Source organism: Streptomyces sp. NPDC044106 (assembly GCF_056433985.1).
In genome coordinates this window covers 406001-421534 of the sequence record NZ_JBWKFZ010000004.1, presented here as the reverse complement: position 1 = coordinate 421534, position 15534 = coordinate 406001, and the positions used below count along the sequence as shown (strand labels likewise).

At 72.1% G+C, this 15534-nt stretch carries 19 protein-coding genes; 11 read left to right on the top strand and 8 right to left on the bottom strand.

Annotation, left to right across the window (positions count from 1 at the left end):
• Nucleotides 1-42 precede the first annotated feature (42 nt).
• Complete coding sequence (locus tag AC07DI_RS09505) at nucleotides 43-1179, bottom strand: glutamate--cysteine ligase 2 (RefSeq protein WP_384247186.1); 1137 nt, start codon at nucleotides 1177-1179, stop codon at nucleotides 43-45.
• A gap of 129 nt (nucleotides 1180-1308) precedes the next feature.
• On the opposite strand from AC07DI_RS09505, the gene AC07DI_RS09500 reads away from it, so the two are divergent.
• From AC07DI_RS09500 to AC07DI_RS09485, 4 genes are all read left to right on the top strand, one after another.
• Entirely contained in the window at nucleotides 1309-2274 is a 966-nt protein-coding gene (locus AC07DI_RS09500) for an LLM class F420-dependent oxidoreductase (protein WP_478903353.1), read from the top strand.
• Nucleotides 2275-2306: 32 nt separating this feature from the next.
• Complete coding sequence (locus tag AC07DI_RS09495) at nucleotides 2307-2735, top strand: hypothetical protein (RefSeq protein ID WP_478903352.1); 429 nt, start codon at nucleotides 2307-2309, stop codon at nucleotides 2733-2735.
• Between the two features lie 171 nt (nucleotides 2736-2906).
• Nucleotides 2907-3311, top strand: coding sequence for a hypothetical protein (locus AC07DI_RS09490; RefSeq protein ID WP_478903350.1), 405 nt, complete (start codon nucleotides 2907-2909; stop codon nucleotides 3309-3311).
• A gap of 83 nt (nucleotides 3312-3394) precedes the next feature.
• Nucleotides 3395-4081, top strand: a complete 687-nt coding sequence (locus tag AC07DI_RS09485; RefSeq protein WP_478903348.1) for a DUF6766 family protein — start codon at nucleotides 3395-3397, stop codon at nucleotides 4079-4081.
• Between the two features lie 4 nt (nucleotides 4082-4085).
• Here the strand turns inward: AC07DI_RS09485 and AC07DI_RS09480 are convergent, their stop codons facing one another.
• From AC07DI_RS09480 to AC07DI_RS09470, 3 genes are read right to left on the bottom strand one after another with little or no spacing between them, the layout of a single operon-like run.
• On the bottom strand, nucleotides 4086-5153 hold the full coding sequence (locus AC07DI_RS09480) for an iron-containing redox enzyme family protein (RefSeq protein ID WP_478903346.1): 1068 nt from the start codon (nucleotides 5151-5153) through the stop codon (nucleotides 4086-4088).
• The gene (locus AC07DI_RS09475) at nucleotides 5150-5404 is read right to left on the bottom strand and encodes a CDGSH iron-sulfur domain-containing protein (RefSeq protein WP_478903344.1); all 255 of its coding nucleotides are present in this window, start codon (nucleotides 5402-5404) and stop codon (nucleotides 5150-5152) included. Before AC07DI_RS09475 ends, AC07DI_RS09480 begins: the two co-directional genes overlap by 4 nt.
• The gene (locus tag AC07DI_RS09470; protein ID WP_384247170.1) at nucleotides 5388-6083 is read right to left on the bottom strand and encodes a HemK2/MTQ2 family protein methyltransferase; all 696 of its coding nucleotides are present in this window, start codon (nucleotides 6081-6083) and stop codon (nucleotides 5388-5390) included. Before AC07DI_RS09470 ends, AC07DI_RS09475 begins: the two co-directional genes overlap by 17 nt.
• A 104-nt stretch (nucleotides 6084-6187) precedes the next feature.
• Between AC07DI_RS09470 and AC07DI_RS09465 the strand changes: the two genes are divergently transcribed.
• A complete protein-coding gene (locus AC07DI_RS09465) occupies nucleotides 6188-6394 on the top strand; it encodes a hypothetical protein (RefSeq protein WP_384247168.1) in 207 nt (68 codons plus the stop codon).
• Nucleotides 6395-6416: 22 nt separating this feature from the next.
• On the opposite strand, the gene AC07DI_RS09460 is transcribed toward AC07DI_RS09465, so the two are convergent.
• Entirely contained in the window at nucleotides 6417-6944 is a 528-nt protein-coding gene (locus AC07DI_RS09460; RefSeq protein WP_384247166.1) for a DUF6328 family protein, read from the bottom strand.
• A gap of 140 nt (nucleotides 6945-7084) precedes the next feature.
• Between AC07DI_RS09460 and AC07DI_RS09455 the strand changes: the two genes are divergently transcribed.
• The gene (locus AC07DI_RS09455; protein WP_384247163.1) at nucleotides 7085-7312 is read left to right on the top strand and encodes a DUF5133 domain-containing protein; all 228 of its coding nucleotides are present in this window, start codon (nucleotides 7085-7087) and stop codon (nucleotides 7310-7312) included.
• A gap of 107 nt (nucleotides 7313-7419) precedes the next feature.
• Here AC07DI_RS09455 and AC07DI_RS09450 read toward each other — a convergent pair whose 3' ends face one another.
• Nucleotides 7420-8814 (bottom strand): NADP-dependent succinic semialdehyde dehydrogenase, encoded by a 1395-nt coding sequence (locus AC07DI_RS09450; protein ID WP_478903340.1) that lies wholly within the window; start codon nucleotides 8812-8814, stop codon nucleotides 7420-7422.
• Between the two features lie 204 nt (nucleotides 8815-9018).
• Nucleotides 9019-9435, bottom strand: a complete 417-nt coding sequence (locus AC07DI_RS09445; protein WP_384247159.1) for a CBS domain-containing protein — start codon at nucleotides 9433-9435, stop codon at nucleotides 9019-9021.
• A gap of 137 nt (nucleotides 9436-9572) precedes the next feature.
• Here AC07DI_RS09445 and AC07DI_RS09440 point away from each other — a divergent pair, with 137 nt between their 5' ends.
• Complete coding sequence (locus AC07DI_RS09440; RefSeq protein WP_478903338.1) at nucleotides 9573-10010, top strand: nitroreductase/quinone reductase family protein; 438 nt, start codon at nucleotides 9573-9575, stop codon at nucleotides 10008-10010.
• Between the two features lie 45 nt (nucleotides 10011-10055).
• Here the strand turns inward: AC07DI_RS09440 and AC07DI_RS09435 are convergent, their stop codons facing one another.
• A complete protein-coding gene (locus tag AC07DI_RS09435; protein ID WP_478903336.1) occupies nucleotides 10056-10946 on the bottom strand; it encodes a glycoside hydrolase family 19 protein in 891 nt (296 codons plus the stop codon).
• A 234-nt stretch (nucleotides 10947-11180) separates the two neighbouring features.
• Between AC07DI_RS09435 and AC07DI_RS09430 the strand changes: the two genes are divergently transcribed.
• The 4 genes from AC07DI_RS09430 (at nucleotide 11181) to AC07DI_RS09415 (ending at nucleotide 15498) form a co-directional block, all read left to right on the top strand.
• Nucleotides 11181-11960: a FadR/GntR family transcriptional regulator gene (locus AC07DI_RS09430; RefSeq protein WP_478903334.1), complete on the top strand. Its 780-nt coding sequence runs from the start codon at nucleotides 11181-11183 to the stop codon at nucleotides 11958-11960.
• Nucleotides 11953-13230 (top strand): CynX/NimT family MFS transporter, encoded by a 1278-nt coding sequence (locus AC07DI_RS09425; protein WP_478903332.1) that lies wholly within the window; start codon nucleotides 11953-11955, stop codon nucleotides 13228-13230. The genes AC07DI_RS09430 and AC07DI_RS09425 overlap by 8 nt, the downstream gene beginning before the upstream one ends.
• A 71-nt stretch (nucleotides 13231-13301) precedes the next feature.
• Nucleotides 13302-14159 (top strand): GNAT family N-acetyltransferase, encoded by an 858-nt coding sequence (locus tag AC07DI_RS09420; RefSeq protein WP_478903330.1) that lies wholly within the window; start codon nucleotides 13302-13304, stop codon nucleotides 14157-14159.
• A gap of 145 nt (nucleotides 14160-14304) precedes the next feature.
• Nucleotides 14305-15498: a serine hydrolase domain-containing protein gene (locus AC07DI_RS09415; RefSeq protein ID WP_478903328.1), complete on the top strand. Its 1194-nt coding sequence runs from the start codon at nucleotides 14305-14307 to the stop codon at nucleotides 15496-15498.
• Nucleotides 15499-15534 lie beyond the last annotated feature (36 nt).

The window sequence follows — 15534 nt, the reverse complement described above, 5'->3', positions numbered from 1 at the left end:
CTTCCCTTATACCGCAGGCCGCACCGTGTCACCTCTTCGCGCTCACCCCGCCTGGGTGCGGCGCACGCACTCCGCGACCACCGAGCTCAGGCTCCCCGTCCGGGCCAGCAGTTCCCGCTGGACGCGGGCGCCGTTGCCGTGCTCCAGCAGGTTCCCGCCCACCGTGGTGACCATGTCGAGGTCGCCGCTGTCCTCGAGCGCGTCGCGCACGTGGTCGATGAGCGCCCGCAGCACCTCGTGGCCGGGCGCGGGCCGCATGGTCAGCGGGTGGAGCAGGGTGTCGTCGAGACCGGACCGCGCTGCCCGCCAGGCGGCGAGGCGCAGCAGGCCGACGGCGTGCGCCGCCGGTGGCCGGCCGGCCCGCCATTCGCGCGCCGCCGTTTCGACCAGTCCCCGTGCGAGAGCCGCGACCAGGACGGTGGAGGTCGCCTCCAGGCAGACGTCCGCGACCCGGATCTCCACGGTGGGGTAGCGGTGGGAGAGGCGTGCGTCGAAGTAGACCATGCCCCGGTCGCGCAGCACGCCGGTGGCGACCAGGTCGCGGACCTGCTCCTCGTACCGCTCGGCTGAGCCGAAGAGCTCGGTCGGGCCTGCCATCGGCCAGCGGCCCCACACCCGGTTGCGGTAGCTGCTGTACAGGCTGTCGTGCCCCTGCCAGAAGGGTGAGTTGGCGCTCAGGGCGACCAGGACCGGGAGCCAGGGCCGGATGCGGTCGATGACGGCCACGCCCTCCTCGTCCGAGTCGACCGACACGTGCACGTGGCAGCCGCAGGTCAGCTGCTCCTGCGTGGTCAGCCCGAACTGCTCCTCCATCCACTGGAACCGGCTGCCCGTGTTGACCGCGGGGCTCACCGGCAGGGGCGAGGTGGCGAGGGCTGCGACCGAGGCGCCCACGTCACCTGCGTGCCGCGCCGCGTCCGCGCGCCACCGGACGACCTCCTCCGTGAGGCTGTCCATGCTGGTCCGCGGCTGCGTGGCGAATTCGAGCTGCTGGCCGTGGAGTTCCCTCTCGAAGGCCTCGTCCTCGGGCTCGCGGTAGTCGGTCTCCTGCTTCTCGCTGTCCGGGTTCTCCGCGGTGTTCCTGGCGGCTCGCGCCAGGACCGCCGAGGAAAGGGCTCGCGGCTCGCCGCTGTTACGGTCGACCAGGAGGAGTTCTTCCTCCACTCCTACGGTGCGCAATGGTGGCTGCCTCTCTGTTCCGTCGTGCTGTGGATCCCTCCCGTACCCCCGCACCGCGTATGCAGCCGTCCGGTAGTACAACAGTCCGGCGGAGGTTTCAGCGGAGGCGGTTCGGCAAACCGTTCATTTATGGTGCAAATCGGCTACACAATGATGACCGAGCAGGCCGGACCGCGCGCGCTCGTCGATGATCTGGTCGCGGCGGAGCAGGCGGGATTCGACTTCTCCGTCACCTCCGACCACTACTTTCCGTGGCTCACCTCGCAGGGGCACTCCCCGTACGCGTGGAGCGTGCTCGGCGCGGCGGCGCAGGCCACCGCGCGCATTCCGCTCATGACGTACGTGACCTGCCCGACGACCCGCTACCACCCCGCCGTGGTGGCGCAGAAGGCCGCGACGATGCAGCTGCTCTCCGAGGGCCGCTTCCGGCTGGGGCTCGGCTCGGGCGAGAACCTCAACGAACACGTCGTCGGCGGCGGCTGGCCCTCCGCCCGGGTCCGCCTCGACATGTTCGAGGAGGCCGTCGGCATCATCCGCGCGCTCTTCACCGGCGACAACGTCAACCACGAGGGCACCCACTTCGACGTGGCGAACGCCCGCCTGTGGGACCTCCCCGACGAGCTGCCACCCATCGGCATCGCCGTCTCCGGCGAACGCTCCTGCGCACTGGCCGGGAAGTACGCGGACCTCGTCATCGCGACCGAGCCCAAGGCCGACCTCGTCGAGTCCTTCGACCGGCACGGGGGCCGCGGCAAGCCCCGGGTCGGTCAGCTCCCCGTCTGCTACGACACCGACAAGGACGCGGCGATCGCCCGCGCCCACGACCAGTTCCGCTGGTCCGTCGGCGGCTGGCCGGTCAACGCCGAGCTGCCGGGGCCCGCGGCCTTCGCCGGTGCCACGCAGTACGTCACCAAGGAGGACATCGCGGAGCAGATCCCCTGCGGAGACGACGTCGACGACTTCGTCGAAGCCGTACGCCCCTTCGCCGAGGCGGGCTTCACGGAGATCGCCCTCGTCCAGGTGGGCGGCGACCAGCAGCGCCCCTTCATCGACTGGGCCGAGCGCAAGCTGCTGCCCGCGCTGCGGGAACTGTGACGCGCCGGGAGCCCACCACCCAAGGAGACACCGTGCAGAACACAGCGAGCCCCGCCACACCTGCCCCGGACCCCCTGCCCCCGTCCTCCGCGGACCTCGTCCAAGTGGTCCTCGGCGAGTGCTCGGTGGCCGACGCCGACACCGTCTTCACCGTCCTGCGCTCCCACTTCCCCACCGACCGCGGGGCCGACGCGCCCCGCCAGACCGAGCAGGAGACGCCCGCCGTCTGGACCGGCGAGTTCCGGGTCGCCGGGAGTCCGCGCCCCGCCCGGGGAGTCCTGCTCGCGGGCTCCGTCACCGCCGACCTCCAGGGCGGCCCCGTCCCGGTGGCCCGCCTGCGCGAGGCGCTCGAATCCGCCTTCGTCGTCTCGACCGTCGGCACCGTCTCCGGCGACCAGGAGGTCGAGGTACAGCTGCGCCTGACCGGTGTCGAACACGGCGCGCCCGCCGAGGACGCCTGACCGGGTGCACCGGGTGCGCTCCGATCGGGCGTATGCCCGCGTGTCGGACCACGAGGTTCTTCCACCCACCGGACAGTGGTGCGGCATCGTCGGAAGGACCCGTATCCGCACGCGTTCCCGTCGCGGTGCGGCAGCCACCGACCGACGGTGCAGTGAAGGAGCGCGGAGCCGGTGCGCGGAACAAGACAGTGCGTGGCCGTGGCGCTGCTGTGCTGTGCGCTCGCCGGATGCGGTGGCGTCACGGCACGCGAGGACGCCGCCGCCCGGGCGGTGACCCGCTTCGAGGCGAGCCTGCGGACCCCGGACGCCGCGCGCGGCTGCCGGGAGCTCGCACCCGGCACGCTCGACGAACTGGAGCAGTCCGCCGGACTGCCCTGCGCACGGGCCCTGCCCGACGCGGGACTGCCCACGGCGACCAAGGTGCGGCACGTCGACGTGTACGGGCGCCAGGCACGCGTCGTGACCGACCGCGACACGCTCTTCCTGTCGTCCTTCCCGCGCGGCTGGAAGGTCACGGCCGCCGGCTGCACCGCGTGCCCCGAGAAGCCGTACCAGTGTCTGATCAAGGGCGGGTGACGGATGCGGACGATGTTCCTGCTGTATCTGCTGATGGTGACGGCCGGTCTTGCCTATTGCCTGGCGCTTGGGCTGATGCGGCGGTGAGGCGGGCACGGCGCTTCCTGCGGGACAACGGCCTCGCCCTGGCGTTCGGCGCCGGGTTCCTCCTCAGCCTGGCCGGACAGGCGATCGCCGGGCACGCCGACTTCAACAATCAGCTCACCGCGGCCGAGCTGGCCCCGGTGAGCTTCGGCGGCTACGTCATGACCTCCGACTTCGCCGTGGACGTGACGGAGAACTGGCAGTCCGAGTACCTGCAGTTCTTCCTCTACATCTTCGGCACGGTCTGGCTGCTCCAGCGGGGCTCGCCAGAGTCCAAGGAGGTCGACAAGGCGGGCCCGGAGTCCGACGAGCGGCAGAGAGTCGGCGCGCACGCGAGGCCCGAATCGCCCCGCTGGGCCTCGGTGGGCGGCCTGCGCCAGGCCTGGTACGCCAGGTCGCTCGGCATCGTCATGTGCACCCTTTTCCTGCTCTCCTGGCTGGCCCAGTCCGTGGCGGGCGTCGCCGCGTACAACGAGGAGCACCTGCGTGAACTGCAGGCGCCGATCAGCTGGTTCCAGTACCTCGGGGCCGCCGACTTCTGGGGCCGCACCCTGCAGAACTGGCAGTCCGAACTCCTCGCCGTCGGATCGATGGCCGTCTTCTCCGTCTACCTGCGCCAGCGCGGATCACCGGAGTCAAAGCCGGTCGGGGCGGCGCACGACGCGACCGGCGTCGAGGGCGGCTGACGGCTCAGCCGGACGCCTGCGGCCCGTCGGGCAGCAGCGGGGTGCGCAGGGCGCTCCGCCCTTCCCGCCACGCGTCGAGGAGCCGGGCGGCGAGGCGGTCCTCCAGGAAGCCGGTCGCGCGCACGCCGAAGGCGACGTCGGCTTCGAGAGCGGGTTCGGCGGCCAGCAGACCGCCGACGACGTCCCGGCGCACCACCTGCTCGTGCACGGCGTCCGCCTCCACGTGCTCGTCGTAGAAGCGCTGCGCGGCAGGCCCCGCGCCGATCCGGCGCAGCGCCGCGGCCAACCGCCGCGAGCCGGGCGAGGACGTCACCTCGACCGAGGCGAAGTGACCGACCAACGCCCCGCGGTGGGCACGGTGCAGACCGAACAGGGACATGAGGTTCACGGTGGCGAGGACCTCGGCGGGGGCGGCGTCGAGATAGTGGCCGTAGGCCGTCTCCAGGCCGAGGTCGGTCATGAGGTCGGCGAAGAGCCGTGCGTGGATCTCCTCGGGGCGCCCCGCACCGAACTCGTCGTACTCGATGGCCACCATCGCCGCCTTCGCCCGGCCGTGCAGCCGGGGAATGACCCAGGCGTGCGGGTCGGCCTCCTTGAGGTGGTACAGGGAGCGCAGCGCCGCGTACTCCCGGACCTGCCACGCCTCGCCGTCGCGCTGGAGGTGGTGGCTGACGCTCGCCGCGTCGTGCCCGACGGGTTCCACGAGGAGCGCGGCCAGGGCCTCTTCGGCGTCCTCGCAGCGGGGCACGTCGGCGTGCAGGGCGCTCAGGAAGCGCCGCTCCAGCGTGCGCCGCAGGGCCAGCAGGTCCGGGTCCCACTCCCACTCCTCGGCCACCCCGGAGAACCCCTGGTAGTGGAGCTCGTAGAGGAGGTAGAGGGTGAGCTGGAGATCTTCTCCGTACGCGGCGGCCCGCTCGGCCTCGCGCGGCTCGGGGACCGGGCCGCCGCCCCGCAGAGCGGTGAGGACGTCGCGGGACAATTCGCCGCGGGGCGCGGGGAGTTCGGGGCTGTGGTGGGGGGATTCGGCGGCGGTCGTGGCGGCCGTGGTGGTGGTTGCGGCGGGGGCGGTCATGACGAGGCCTCCGGCTCCTCGGTGTCGGTCGTGGACGGATTGTCCTCCTGCCGGCGCTTCACCCGCCGGCGGTGGCTCGTGTCGCACCACGGGTAGGTGCGGCTGCGTCGGCAGGTGCAGATCGCGACGGCGAAACGCCGCGAGACGGAGACGGTCCCGTCGTCGGCGACCACCTCGACGGGCCCCTCCACCAGAAGCGGCCCCTCGGGGTCGACCGTGACGCGGCGGGGGCGTTCAGCGGCGTTCGGCACGGACGACCACCAACTCCTCGCTCGTCTCGTCGGCGCCGATGAGGTTGCGGCGCCGCAGCCACGCCTGGCGCGATCGCAGCACCGGGCCGAAGGGGACGGACCGCCGGTCGGCGACCTCCGCGTCCATGCCCCGCGACGCGAGCCGGTCGAGCGTGGCGTCCACGTCGCAGAGCGCGGAGTGCACCATCAGCAGGACGCCTCGGGGCCGCAGGGCCCGGGGAGCGGCGTCGCAGACGCGGTCCACGACCAACCGGCCCGCGGGCCCGCCGTCCCACGCGCGGGCGGGCCCGCGCCGGGGCAGCCGAGGCGAAGGAGAGGGCACGTAGGGCGGGTTGCTGACCACCAGGTCGTACGGTCCGGACGGCACTTCGGCAGTGAGGTCGCCGCGGCGCACGGCGACCGACTGGCCGCTGAGCCGTGCGTTGAGCCGGGCGGTGAGCACCGCTCGCCAGGAGATGTCGATGGCCGTGACCCGGGCCCCCCGCCGGGCGGCCGCCACGGCGAGTGCGCCCGAGCCGGTTCCCAGGTCCAGTACGGAGGTGCCGTCGTCGATGCCCTCCCGGTCGAGCGCGCGGACCAGCAGTGCGGTGTCGTGTTGCGGCGCGTAGACGCCCGGCAGGGTGAGCAGGGGCGCCGGGCGGGCCGTCGTCGGCATCGGTGTGCGTGTGTGCGTGGTCATGCGGCATCTCCCGTCTGCGGGAACTCCACGAGGGCGCTCCTCCTTCCACGCTCCGCCAGTTCGCGGTCGCCCACCACTCGAACGGTGACAGGTGGTGACTTTTCGTGAACAGTGCGGATTTGCTGCCTGCTTCGGTCCTGACTCTGGGTGCCCCCGGCGCGGTGATCCACACCTGCGCGCAGTGGAGGGGGAGGCGCCGCTTCCCCGGAGACCACCGCCACGCCGGTGCCCGCCTGCGCAGACTCCTCGGCTCGCCGACCGGCGCGGCGGCCTTCGCCGAGCTGTACGTCGGCAAGAACACCGATACCTGAGCCCCCCGGAGCCCGGCTCGGTTCAGTCCGCGGACGTGTGCCGGTGCCGCGCCCACGCGGGCAGCACGAACCAGCACAGCAGGTACCAGGTGACGACACCGGCCACCAGCCAGGGCACGACGGCGTTGTCGGTGGCTACGCGCAGGATGAGCAGGAGGGCGGCCGTCAGCGTGCCGAGCAGGAGGACGAGACCGATGAACGTGAGGCGGGACGCCCACACCACCGCCTCGGGCTTGATTTTGCGACCCGAGACGATGCGGTGGAAGGAGACCGGGCCGATGAGGGCGCCCGTCGCCGTCGAGCCGAGGATCACCGTCACGACGTAGATCGTGCGGTCGGTGTCGCTCAGCTGCGCGAAGCGTGGAGTGAAGGCGACCGTCAGGAGGAAGCCGAACAGGATCTGCACACCGGTCTGCGCCACCCGCACTTCCTGGATCAGTTCTCCCCAGCGGCGATCGGCGCGCTCGCTCTCCGTCTCGCGACGGTCGTCGCCCGGGGCGCGCGTACCGGGTCCGTTCCCTGCCTCTGCCTCGCTGTTCGACGCGTTCACATCACGAGTCTGCCCACGAAAAACCGGCTGAACAAACGCACACGGCTGTAGTGATTCGAGTCGGCGCGGGCGGGCAGACGGGAGGCAGAGTGATCTTCATCCCCGACGATCATCACCCCCGACCCAGAGGGAGGCCCCTAGTGCTGCTGGCGCACCCCGTCGTACTGGAAGACCTGCTGGAGCGCTACAAGGCCCTGGCCGTGCTCCGCGCCGACCAGGGCAGTGCCGAGAGCCGACAGGCGTACGAGGACATCGTGTACAGCCTGTGCCTGGCGACCGGCACCAGCGATATCGACGCCGCCGTCGTCGCGGCGGGCCACCGGCTGCCGGGCGCACGGACCTTGGACGACTCCCTGCTGACGGCTTGAGCTGCTGACGGCTTGAGGGCCTGTCGTCGAACGGTGGGCGGACGGTCTCGCACGCGTATCCCGGGGTGCCAAGAGGGCGCCCCGGGATTTCTCGTGCCCGCGCTCGGTCAGTCGCTGCCGTGCCACACCGTCGTCGCGTTGCAGAACTCGCGGATGCCGTGGCCCGAGAGTTCCCTGCCGTAGCCGGAGCGCTTGACGCCGCCGAAGGGGAGGCCGGGGTGGGAGGCGGTCATGCCGTTGAAGAAGACGCCGCCCGCCCGGAGGTCCCGTACGCACCGCTCGACGTCCGCATCGTCGCGGGTCCACACATTGGAACTCAGCCCGAACGGCGTGTCGTTGGCCAGTTCCACGGCTTCGTCCAGGCTCGCCACGCGGTAGAGCGTGGCCACCGGGCCGAACGTCTCCTCCCGGTGGATCCGCATCTGCGGGGTGATGTCCGCCAGCACGGTCGGGGAGTAGTACCAGCCCCGCTCCTGCTCCTTGGGCCGCTGCCCGCCGCACAGCGCGGTGGCGCCCCGGCCCAGCGCGTCCTGGACGAGTTCCTCCAGGTCGTCGCGGCCCTGCTCCGAGGAGAGCGGGCCCACGTCGGTGCCCTCGTCCATCGGGTCGCCGACGGTCAACTCCCGCATGCCGGAGACGAATCGGTCCCGGAAGGCGTCGTAGACGTCGGTGTGCACGATGAAGCGCTTGGCGGCGATGCAGGACTGGCCGTTGTTCTGCACGCGGGCGGTCACCGCGGTCGTCGCGGCGCGCTCGACGTCGGCGCTGGGCAAAACGAGGTAGGGGTCGCTGCCGCCCAGTTCGAGGACGGTCTTCTTGATCTCGTCGCCCGCGACGGACGCCACCGAGCGGCCCGCGGGCTCGCTGCCGGTGAGCGTGGCCGCGGCCACCCGTCGGTCGCGCAGGACGTCCTCGACGGCGCCGGAGCCGATCAGAAGCGTCTGGAAGCAGCCTTCCGGGTAGCCGGCGCGGGTGAAGAGGTCCTGGAGGTAGAGGGCGGTGCGCGGAACGTTCGACGCGTGCTTGAGCAGGGCGACGTTGCCCGCCATCAGGGCGGGGGCGGCGAAGCGTACGACCTGCCACAGCGGGAAGTTCCACGGCATCACGGCCAGCACGACGCCGAGCGGACGGTAACGGACGACCGCCCGGGACGCGCCCGAGTCGGTCACATCGTCCTGGGCGGGATGCTCGTCGGCGAGCAGCCCTTCGGCGCGCTCCGCGTACCAGCGCATGGCCTTGACGCACTTGGCCGCCTCGGCCCTGGCCGCCTTCACCGGCTTGCCCATCTCGGTGGTCATGGTGCGGGCGATCTCCGGGGTGTCCTCCTCCAGGAGATCGGCGGCGCGGTGGAGCAGCCGGGCGCGCTCGGCGAATTCGGTGGTGCGGTGGTGGGCGTACGCGGCTTCCGCCGTCGCGAGGCGGCGCTCGATCTCGTCGGGCGCAAGCGGGTCGAAGGTCTCGACGGTCTCACCGGTGGCCGGGTTGACCGTGGCGATGGGCATGCGGTTCCTCCTCGGGGTCCTCGGTGCCCAGGTCCTGGGGGTGGCAAGCGGTGCGGCCCCGGGGGTTCAAAGACAGGCTCTCAGCCTAGGCCGACCCGCGCGAGCGGGCATGCGGGGCGCCGACGGCCCGGTGCGCAGCCCGCCGCCGTGGGACGGGTGGCCCGTCCCACGGCGGCTGTTCGTCATGGTCCCGGGGCGCGCGGATCAGTCCGTGGAGAGCGCCTCAAGAAGCTGCCCGGCCTTCGGGTCGTGCAGGGCGCGGGCGGCGTCGGCGAGCGCGACCATGCCCACCAGGTCGCGGCCGTCGATCACGGGCAGCCGGCGCACCTTGTGGCTGGTCATGGTCGCGAACACCTCGTCGACGCTGTCGTCCGCGCCGATGGTCACCGCCTCGCTCTGCGCGAGGTCACCCACGAGGACCTTGGCGGGGTCCTTGCCCTTGCCGAGGACCTTGACCACGATGTCCCGGTCGGTGATGACGCCCTTGAGACGGTTGTCGGTGCCGCAGATGGGCAGCGCCCCGACACCCAGTTCGGTGAGCTTCTCGGCCGCCCGGAGCACCGTCTCATCGGCCCCGGCGCACTCCGCGCCCGGAGTCATGATCTCGCGTGCGGTGGTCATGTGAACCTCCTTGCCTGTCGGTGTGCGATCCGGGTGCCCCGTGTACGCGGGGGAAACACCCGGCTGCCGTGGCACGCGCCGTAAGGGCCTGTCTTCGCCAGGCTCTAAGCTCCGACAGTTCGGATCAAGGAGGGGTGATGGCGAAGACGTACCGCGTGTCGTTCGGCACGCGTGTGATCAACCGGGTGTTCCACACGATGACCGCACTCGGGCTCGGCAAGGGGTACCGGCACAACCTGAGCGTGCCGGGAAGGAAGTCCGGGCGGCTCTACTCCACTCCGGTCGACGTCATGTCCGCCGGTGGCGAGCGCTGGGTGGTCGGCGCCTACGGAGTGGCCCAGTGGGTGCGCAACGCGCGTGCGGCGGGGCAGGTGGGCCTCAGCAGGGGCGGCAGGTCGGAGAGTGTGGGAGTGGTCGAGCTCGGTCCGGCGGAGAGCGTGCCGGTGCTGCGGCAGTACTGGGACGAAGTCCCCGTCACTCGCGCGTACTTCGACGTGACGGCCGACTCGACGGACGAGGAGTTCGCCGCGGAGGCGGTGCGGCATCCGGTGTTCCGGCTGGTGCCACCGGCGTGAGGTGCGGGCGGGCCCGGATGCCGGGCCCGCCCCGGCGGGGCGATGTCAGCAGCTCAGATTCGAGCCCGGTGTGGTGCCCAGGATCTGGGTGAAGGCCTTGTAGCGGTCGATGCGGCTCTGGACCTGGGCGGGGTTGCCGCCGTTGCACTCCAGGGTGCCGTTAATGGCGCGGATGGTCTCGCCGAAGCCCGCGCCGTTGACCATGGCGTTGTGCGGTGTCATGGTGCCGGGGCCCTTCTGGGTGTTCCAGTACCAGAGGCCGGTCTGCCAGGCGACGGCCGGATTCTGCTCCACCAGGTAGGGATGGTTGAGCAGGTCGATGCCGAGCGCGTCGCCCGCGGCCTTGTAGTTGAAGTTCCAGCTGAGCTGGATCGGGCCGCGGCCGTAGTAGGCGGCCTGCCCGGCCGGGCACCCGTACGGCTGCGTCTTGTCGCAATAATGCGGGTAGTTGCTCTGGTTCTGCTCGACCACGTACACCAGGCCGCCCGTCTCATGGCTGACGTTGGCGAGGAACGCCGCCGCCTCCTGGCGCTTGACCGTGTCGCTGCCGGTGGTGGCGAAGCCCGGGTAGGACTTGAGCGCGTCCGTCAGGCCCTTGTACGTGTAGAACGAATTCCGGTTCGGGAACATCTGGTTGAACTGGGCCTCGCTGACGACGAAGCCGGAGGGGTCGGGGGTGCCCGGGCCCGTTCCGCCGCCGCACGTGCCCTGGTCCGCCCAGACGTCGGAGCGGCCCGGCGTCTCGTTCTGCGTCCACCACTTGGCGGTCCAGTTGTGCCCGCCGTACGAGGCCGGCTTGCCGCCGGTGTAGACGGACGAGGAGCTCCACGGCGCGGCGCACTCGGCTGCGGACGCCGGGGCGGCGGCCGGGCCGAGGACGAGCATGGCGCCGAGTGCGGCGAGCGCGGACGCGAAGCCGGTGATGCGTCTGATCATGCCAACTCTCCTTACGGGCGGGGCGGTTCGCGGGGCCCGCGCCGCCATGGGGGTGCCGCGACTCAAGCGAAATGGTCTGAACCTGTCAAGGTCTAGACCAGATGGCGAAGGTAAAATCTGATGCTGCCCGCACGTGACTGATCGTTTTGACAGCAGAAACATGGGATGTTCCCATGGCTTACATACATGGGATGTTCCCATGTGTGGCGTCCTCAAGAGAGAAGGTGCCGATCCATGCCGTTGCGCAGTGCCGCAAGGACCAACCTCGTGGAACTCGTCATCGCCCAGATGGAGAGCCTCATCGCCGACGGCGAGTGGAAGGTCGGCGAGAAGATCCCGGCCGAGCCGCTGCTCGTGGAGCAGCTCTCCGTCGGCCGCAACACCGTGCGGGAGGCGGTCCGCGCGCTCGTGCACACCGGCATGCTCGAACCCCGCCAGGGCGACGGCACCTACGTCAGGGCAAGCAGCGACTTCGGGGCCGCCGTGCAGCGCCGGCTGCGCAGGGCGGGCGTCCTCGAGGCGTACGAGGTCCGTGCCTCTCTGGAGCGGGACGCCGCCCGGTACGCGGCGGAGCGCCGCACGGACGAGGACCTCGCGACCCTGCGGGCCGCTCTCGCCGAGCGCGACCTGGCGTGGAGGAGCGGGAACACGGCCGCGTTCGTCGACGCGGACATGGCCTTCCACCGCACCGTCGCGGAGGCCGCGCACAACGGCGTACTCGCCGAGCTGTACGCACACCTCAGCGACGCGCTGCGCTCCACGGTGCAGTCCGTCATCGGCGCGCCCGTCCCCGACTCGGTACGCCACCAGTTCGAAGCGCACACGGCGATCGTCGACGCCATCGAGGCACGCGACGCCGAGGCCGCGGAGGCGGCGGTGCTCGCCCATCTCGCGGAGGGCATGGCCGCACTGCGCGCGCAGCCGCTGGACGGATCCGACGACGACAGGCACGAAGCGGGGGCCGCACATGAACCGGAAACGGGACGAGGACCGGGAGCGGCAGCGCATGAGTGAGACAGCGGTAACGGCGTCCGGTGGCGAGGCTGCCGTGCGCAGCGGCACCACCGCCGCTCCGGCGCCCCCGGCCTCCTCCACCCCGCCCCCCGGACGCCGCGCGCTCTACCTCGCCCTCGGCGTCGTGCTCCTCGCCCTCAACCTGCGGCCCGCCCTCGTCGCCGTCTCCCCGCTCGCCGACACCATCCGCGACGACAGCGGCATGTCGGCCGCCGCGACCAGCCTCCTCACCGCCCTCCCGCTGCTCTGCTTCGGCCTGCTCGCGCCCGTCGCGCCGCGGCTCGGCCGCCGCTTCGGCATGGAGCGGTCGCTGCTCGGCACCATGGCGCTGATCTGCGCGGGCACGGCCCTGCGCCTGCTCGACTCGGTCGTCGCCCTCTTCGCGGGCACGATCGTCATCGGCGCGGGCATAGCCGTCGCCAACGTCCTGCTGCCCGGCCTGATCAAGCGCGACTTCCCCGCGAAGGCGGGCCTGATGACGGGCCTGTACTCGATGTCGCTGTTCGGCGGCGCCGCGCTCGCGGCCGGTGTCACCCTGCCCGTACAGCAGTCCAGCGGCATGAACTGGCGGACCACACTGGCGTGTTGGGGCGCGCTCGCGGTGGTCGCCCTGCTCGTGTGGCTGCCGCAGATCCGGTCGCGTACGCGGGTGGACGCGGCGGCGGCCCGACAGGCCGCGCATCCCGTACGCGGCCTGTGGCGCTCCCCGCTGGCCTGGCAGGTCACCGCGTACATGGGCCTGCAGTCCCTCAACTACTACGCGGCGGCGGCGTGGCTGCCGACGGTGTTCCAGGACGCGGGGATGGCCGCGGGGGACGCCGGCTGGATGCTCTCCTTCTCCTCGCTGCTCGGCATCGCGGGCTCCTTCCTCGCCCCGGTGATCGTCGGGCGGCGGCTGCGGCCGGGGGCCCTGGCCGCGCTCGGGGCGGTGCTCTGCGCGCTCGGCTTCGGCGGCCTGCTCATCGCGCCGGTCGGCGGCGCCTACCTGTGGATGACGCTGCTCGGCCTCGGCCAGGGCGCGGCGATCAGCCTGGCGCTGCTGTTCATCGTGCAGCGGGCCCCCGACGCCCGGCACGCGGCCCAGCTGTCCAGCATGGCCCAGTGCTTCGGCTACATCCTCGCCGCCACCGGGCCGACCCTGCTCGGCGCCGTCCACGACGTCTCGCACAGCTGGACCGTGCCGCTCGTCCTCCTGCTCGTCCTGCTCGTGCCGCAGGTCGTGGCCGGGTTCGGCGCCGCACGGGAACGGCATGTGGCGGGCATCGGCTGACACCGGGTCGGGCAGGATGCACCCGGTGCGGTTCCCACGGCGCACCGTGACGGATCGAGAAGGGTGCGGCGATGACGGATTCGGCTCCAGGGCGGCTCGCGGTCTCACGGGCGACGCTCGACGACTGGCGAGTGGTGACGGAGTGGGCGGCGGACGAGGGCTGGAACCCCGGCCTCGGCGACGCCCCCTCGTTCTTCGCCCAGGACCCCGACGGGTTCTTCCTCGGACGCCTCGACGGCGAACCGGTCTCCGCGGTCTCCGTCGTCAACTACGGGGAGACCTACGCCTTTCTCGGCTTCTACCTCGTCCGCCCCGACCAGCGGGGCCGGGGCCTCGGCCTCGCCATCTGGCGGGCGGGCCTCGCCCACGCCGGGGGCCGGACCGTGGGCCTGGACGGCGTCCCCGCCCAGCAGGACAACTACCGCCGCTCCGGCTTCGAGCACAGCCACGGGACGGTGCGCTACGTCGGCCCGCTGCCCGCGGCCGACGTGCCCGACCGACATGTGCGCCCGGTCGAGGCGGCGGGCCTGCGGGCGCTCATGGCGTACGACAACGCGTGTCTGCCCGCGGACCGGCGGCGCTTCCTCGAATCCTGGCTCACCGCCCCGGGGCACCGGTCGCTCGCCCGCATCGTCGACGGCAGGCTGACCGGGTACGGCGTGCTCCGGCCCGGCCGCGACGCCCGACGCGTCGGGCCGCTCTTCGCCGACACCCGGGCCGACGCCGAGGCGCTCCTGGGCGCGCTGGCCGCCGAGGCGGACGGCGACCTCGTCGCGATGGACGTGCCAGAGACCAACAGGGACGCGGTGGCGCTCGCCGAGGCACGCGGCATGAAGCCCACGTTCGACACGGCCCGGATGTACACCGGCCCCGTCAGGGCCTACGCGCAGGAACGGGTCTTCGGCGTCACCTCACTTGAACTGGGCTAGCCGCGCGCCGGACGCAGGGGGGATAGCCCTACCTGAGGGAGGGCGGGTAGCGGGATCGTCCGGGAGATCGTCTGCGCACATGCTGGTCCCGGCGTTGATCCCCGATCTCCGTCGATACCTCCCGACGATCCCCAGGAGTTGGCACGTGCGTGCGCAGGCATGGCAGAAGTTCCGTTCTTCCGAGCGACCGCAGGGCGGCCGGCGCGCGGCCGCGTCGGCCGCGGCGGCGGTGGCCGTCGGCGTCGTGGCGCTGAGTGCCCTGGCGCCGCCGCCCGAGGCATCCGCCACCGGCAGGCCGGACCCCGTGCGGCAGGGCCTGAACGCGCTGGTCGGCCCCGACGGGCCGCCGGCCGCCCTCGGCAGCGTCGAGGACCGCCACGGCCGCACCCGTACGTACACCGCCGGGGTCGGCGACATCGCCACCGGCGCGAAGGTGCCCAGGGACGGCCAGGTGCGGATCGGCAGCAACACCAAAGTGTTCACCGCGGTGGTGGTGCTGCAACTGGTCGGCGAAGGGAAGATCGGCCTCGACGCGCCAGTCAACGTCGACACCTACCTGCCGGGCGTCGTCCGGGGCGACGGTATCGACGGCCGGCACATCACCGTCCGCCAGCTCCTGCAGCACACGAGCGGACTCCCCAACTACACCAGCGACCTCGACGACGACGTCCGGCACTACGAACCCCGCGAACTCCTGGACATGGCGCTGCGGCACAAGGCCGACTTCGCCCCCGGGAAGGGCTGGAAGTACAGCAACACGAACTACGTACTGGCGGGACTGATCGTCGAGAAGGTCACCGGCCACCCCCTCGCCCAGGAGATCGACGAGCGCGTCATCAAGCGCGCCGGGCTGCGCCACACCTACTTCCCCGCCCCCGGTGACGCGACCATCCGGGAGCCCCACCCGCACGGCTACTACCGGGACGCGGCCGGCGCGCCCCTGCTCGACGTCACGGAGATGGACCCCTCCTGGGGCTGGGCGGCAGGCCAGCTGATCTCCACCAACTCCGACCTCAACCGGTTCTACTCCGCGCTCCTGGACGGCCGCCTCCTGCGGCCGGCCCAGCTCGCCCAGATGCGCGCCCACACCGTCCCCGCCGACGTCACCTTCGGCCCCGGCGCCCGCTACGGGCTGGGCCTCGTGAGCAAACCGCTCGTGTGCGACGGCCGCCACGAGGGCCTCTACTGGGGCCACGGCGGCAGCTTCCCCGGCTACGAGACCCGGGGCGGGGCCACCGAGGACGGCCGCGCCGCCAACATCGCCGTGAGCGTCCAGCTCGACGACGCGGCGGCCAGGCAGCGCGTCGACGACGTCGTGGAAACGGCCCTCTGCCGCTGAGAGCCGTGCACCACGGCGCCCCGCGGCGGGGCAGGC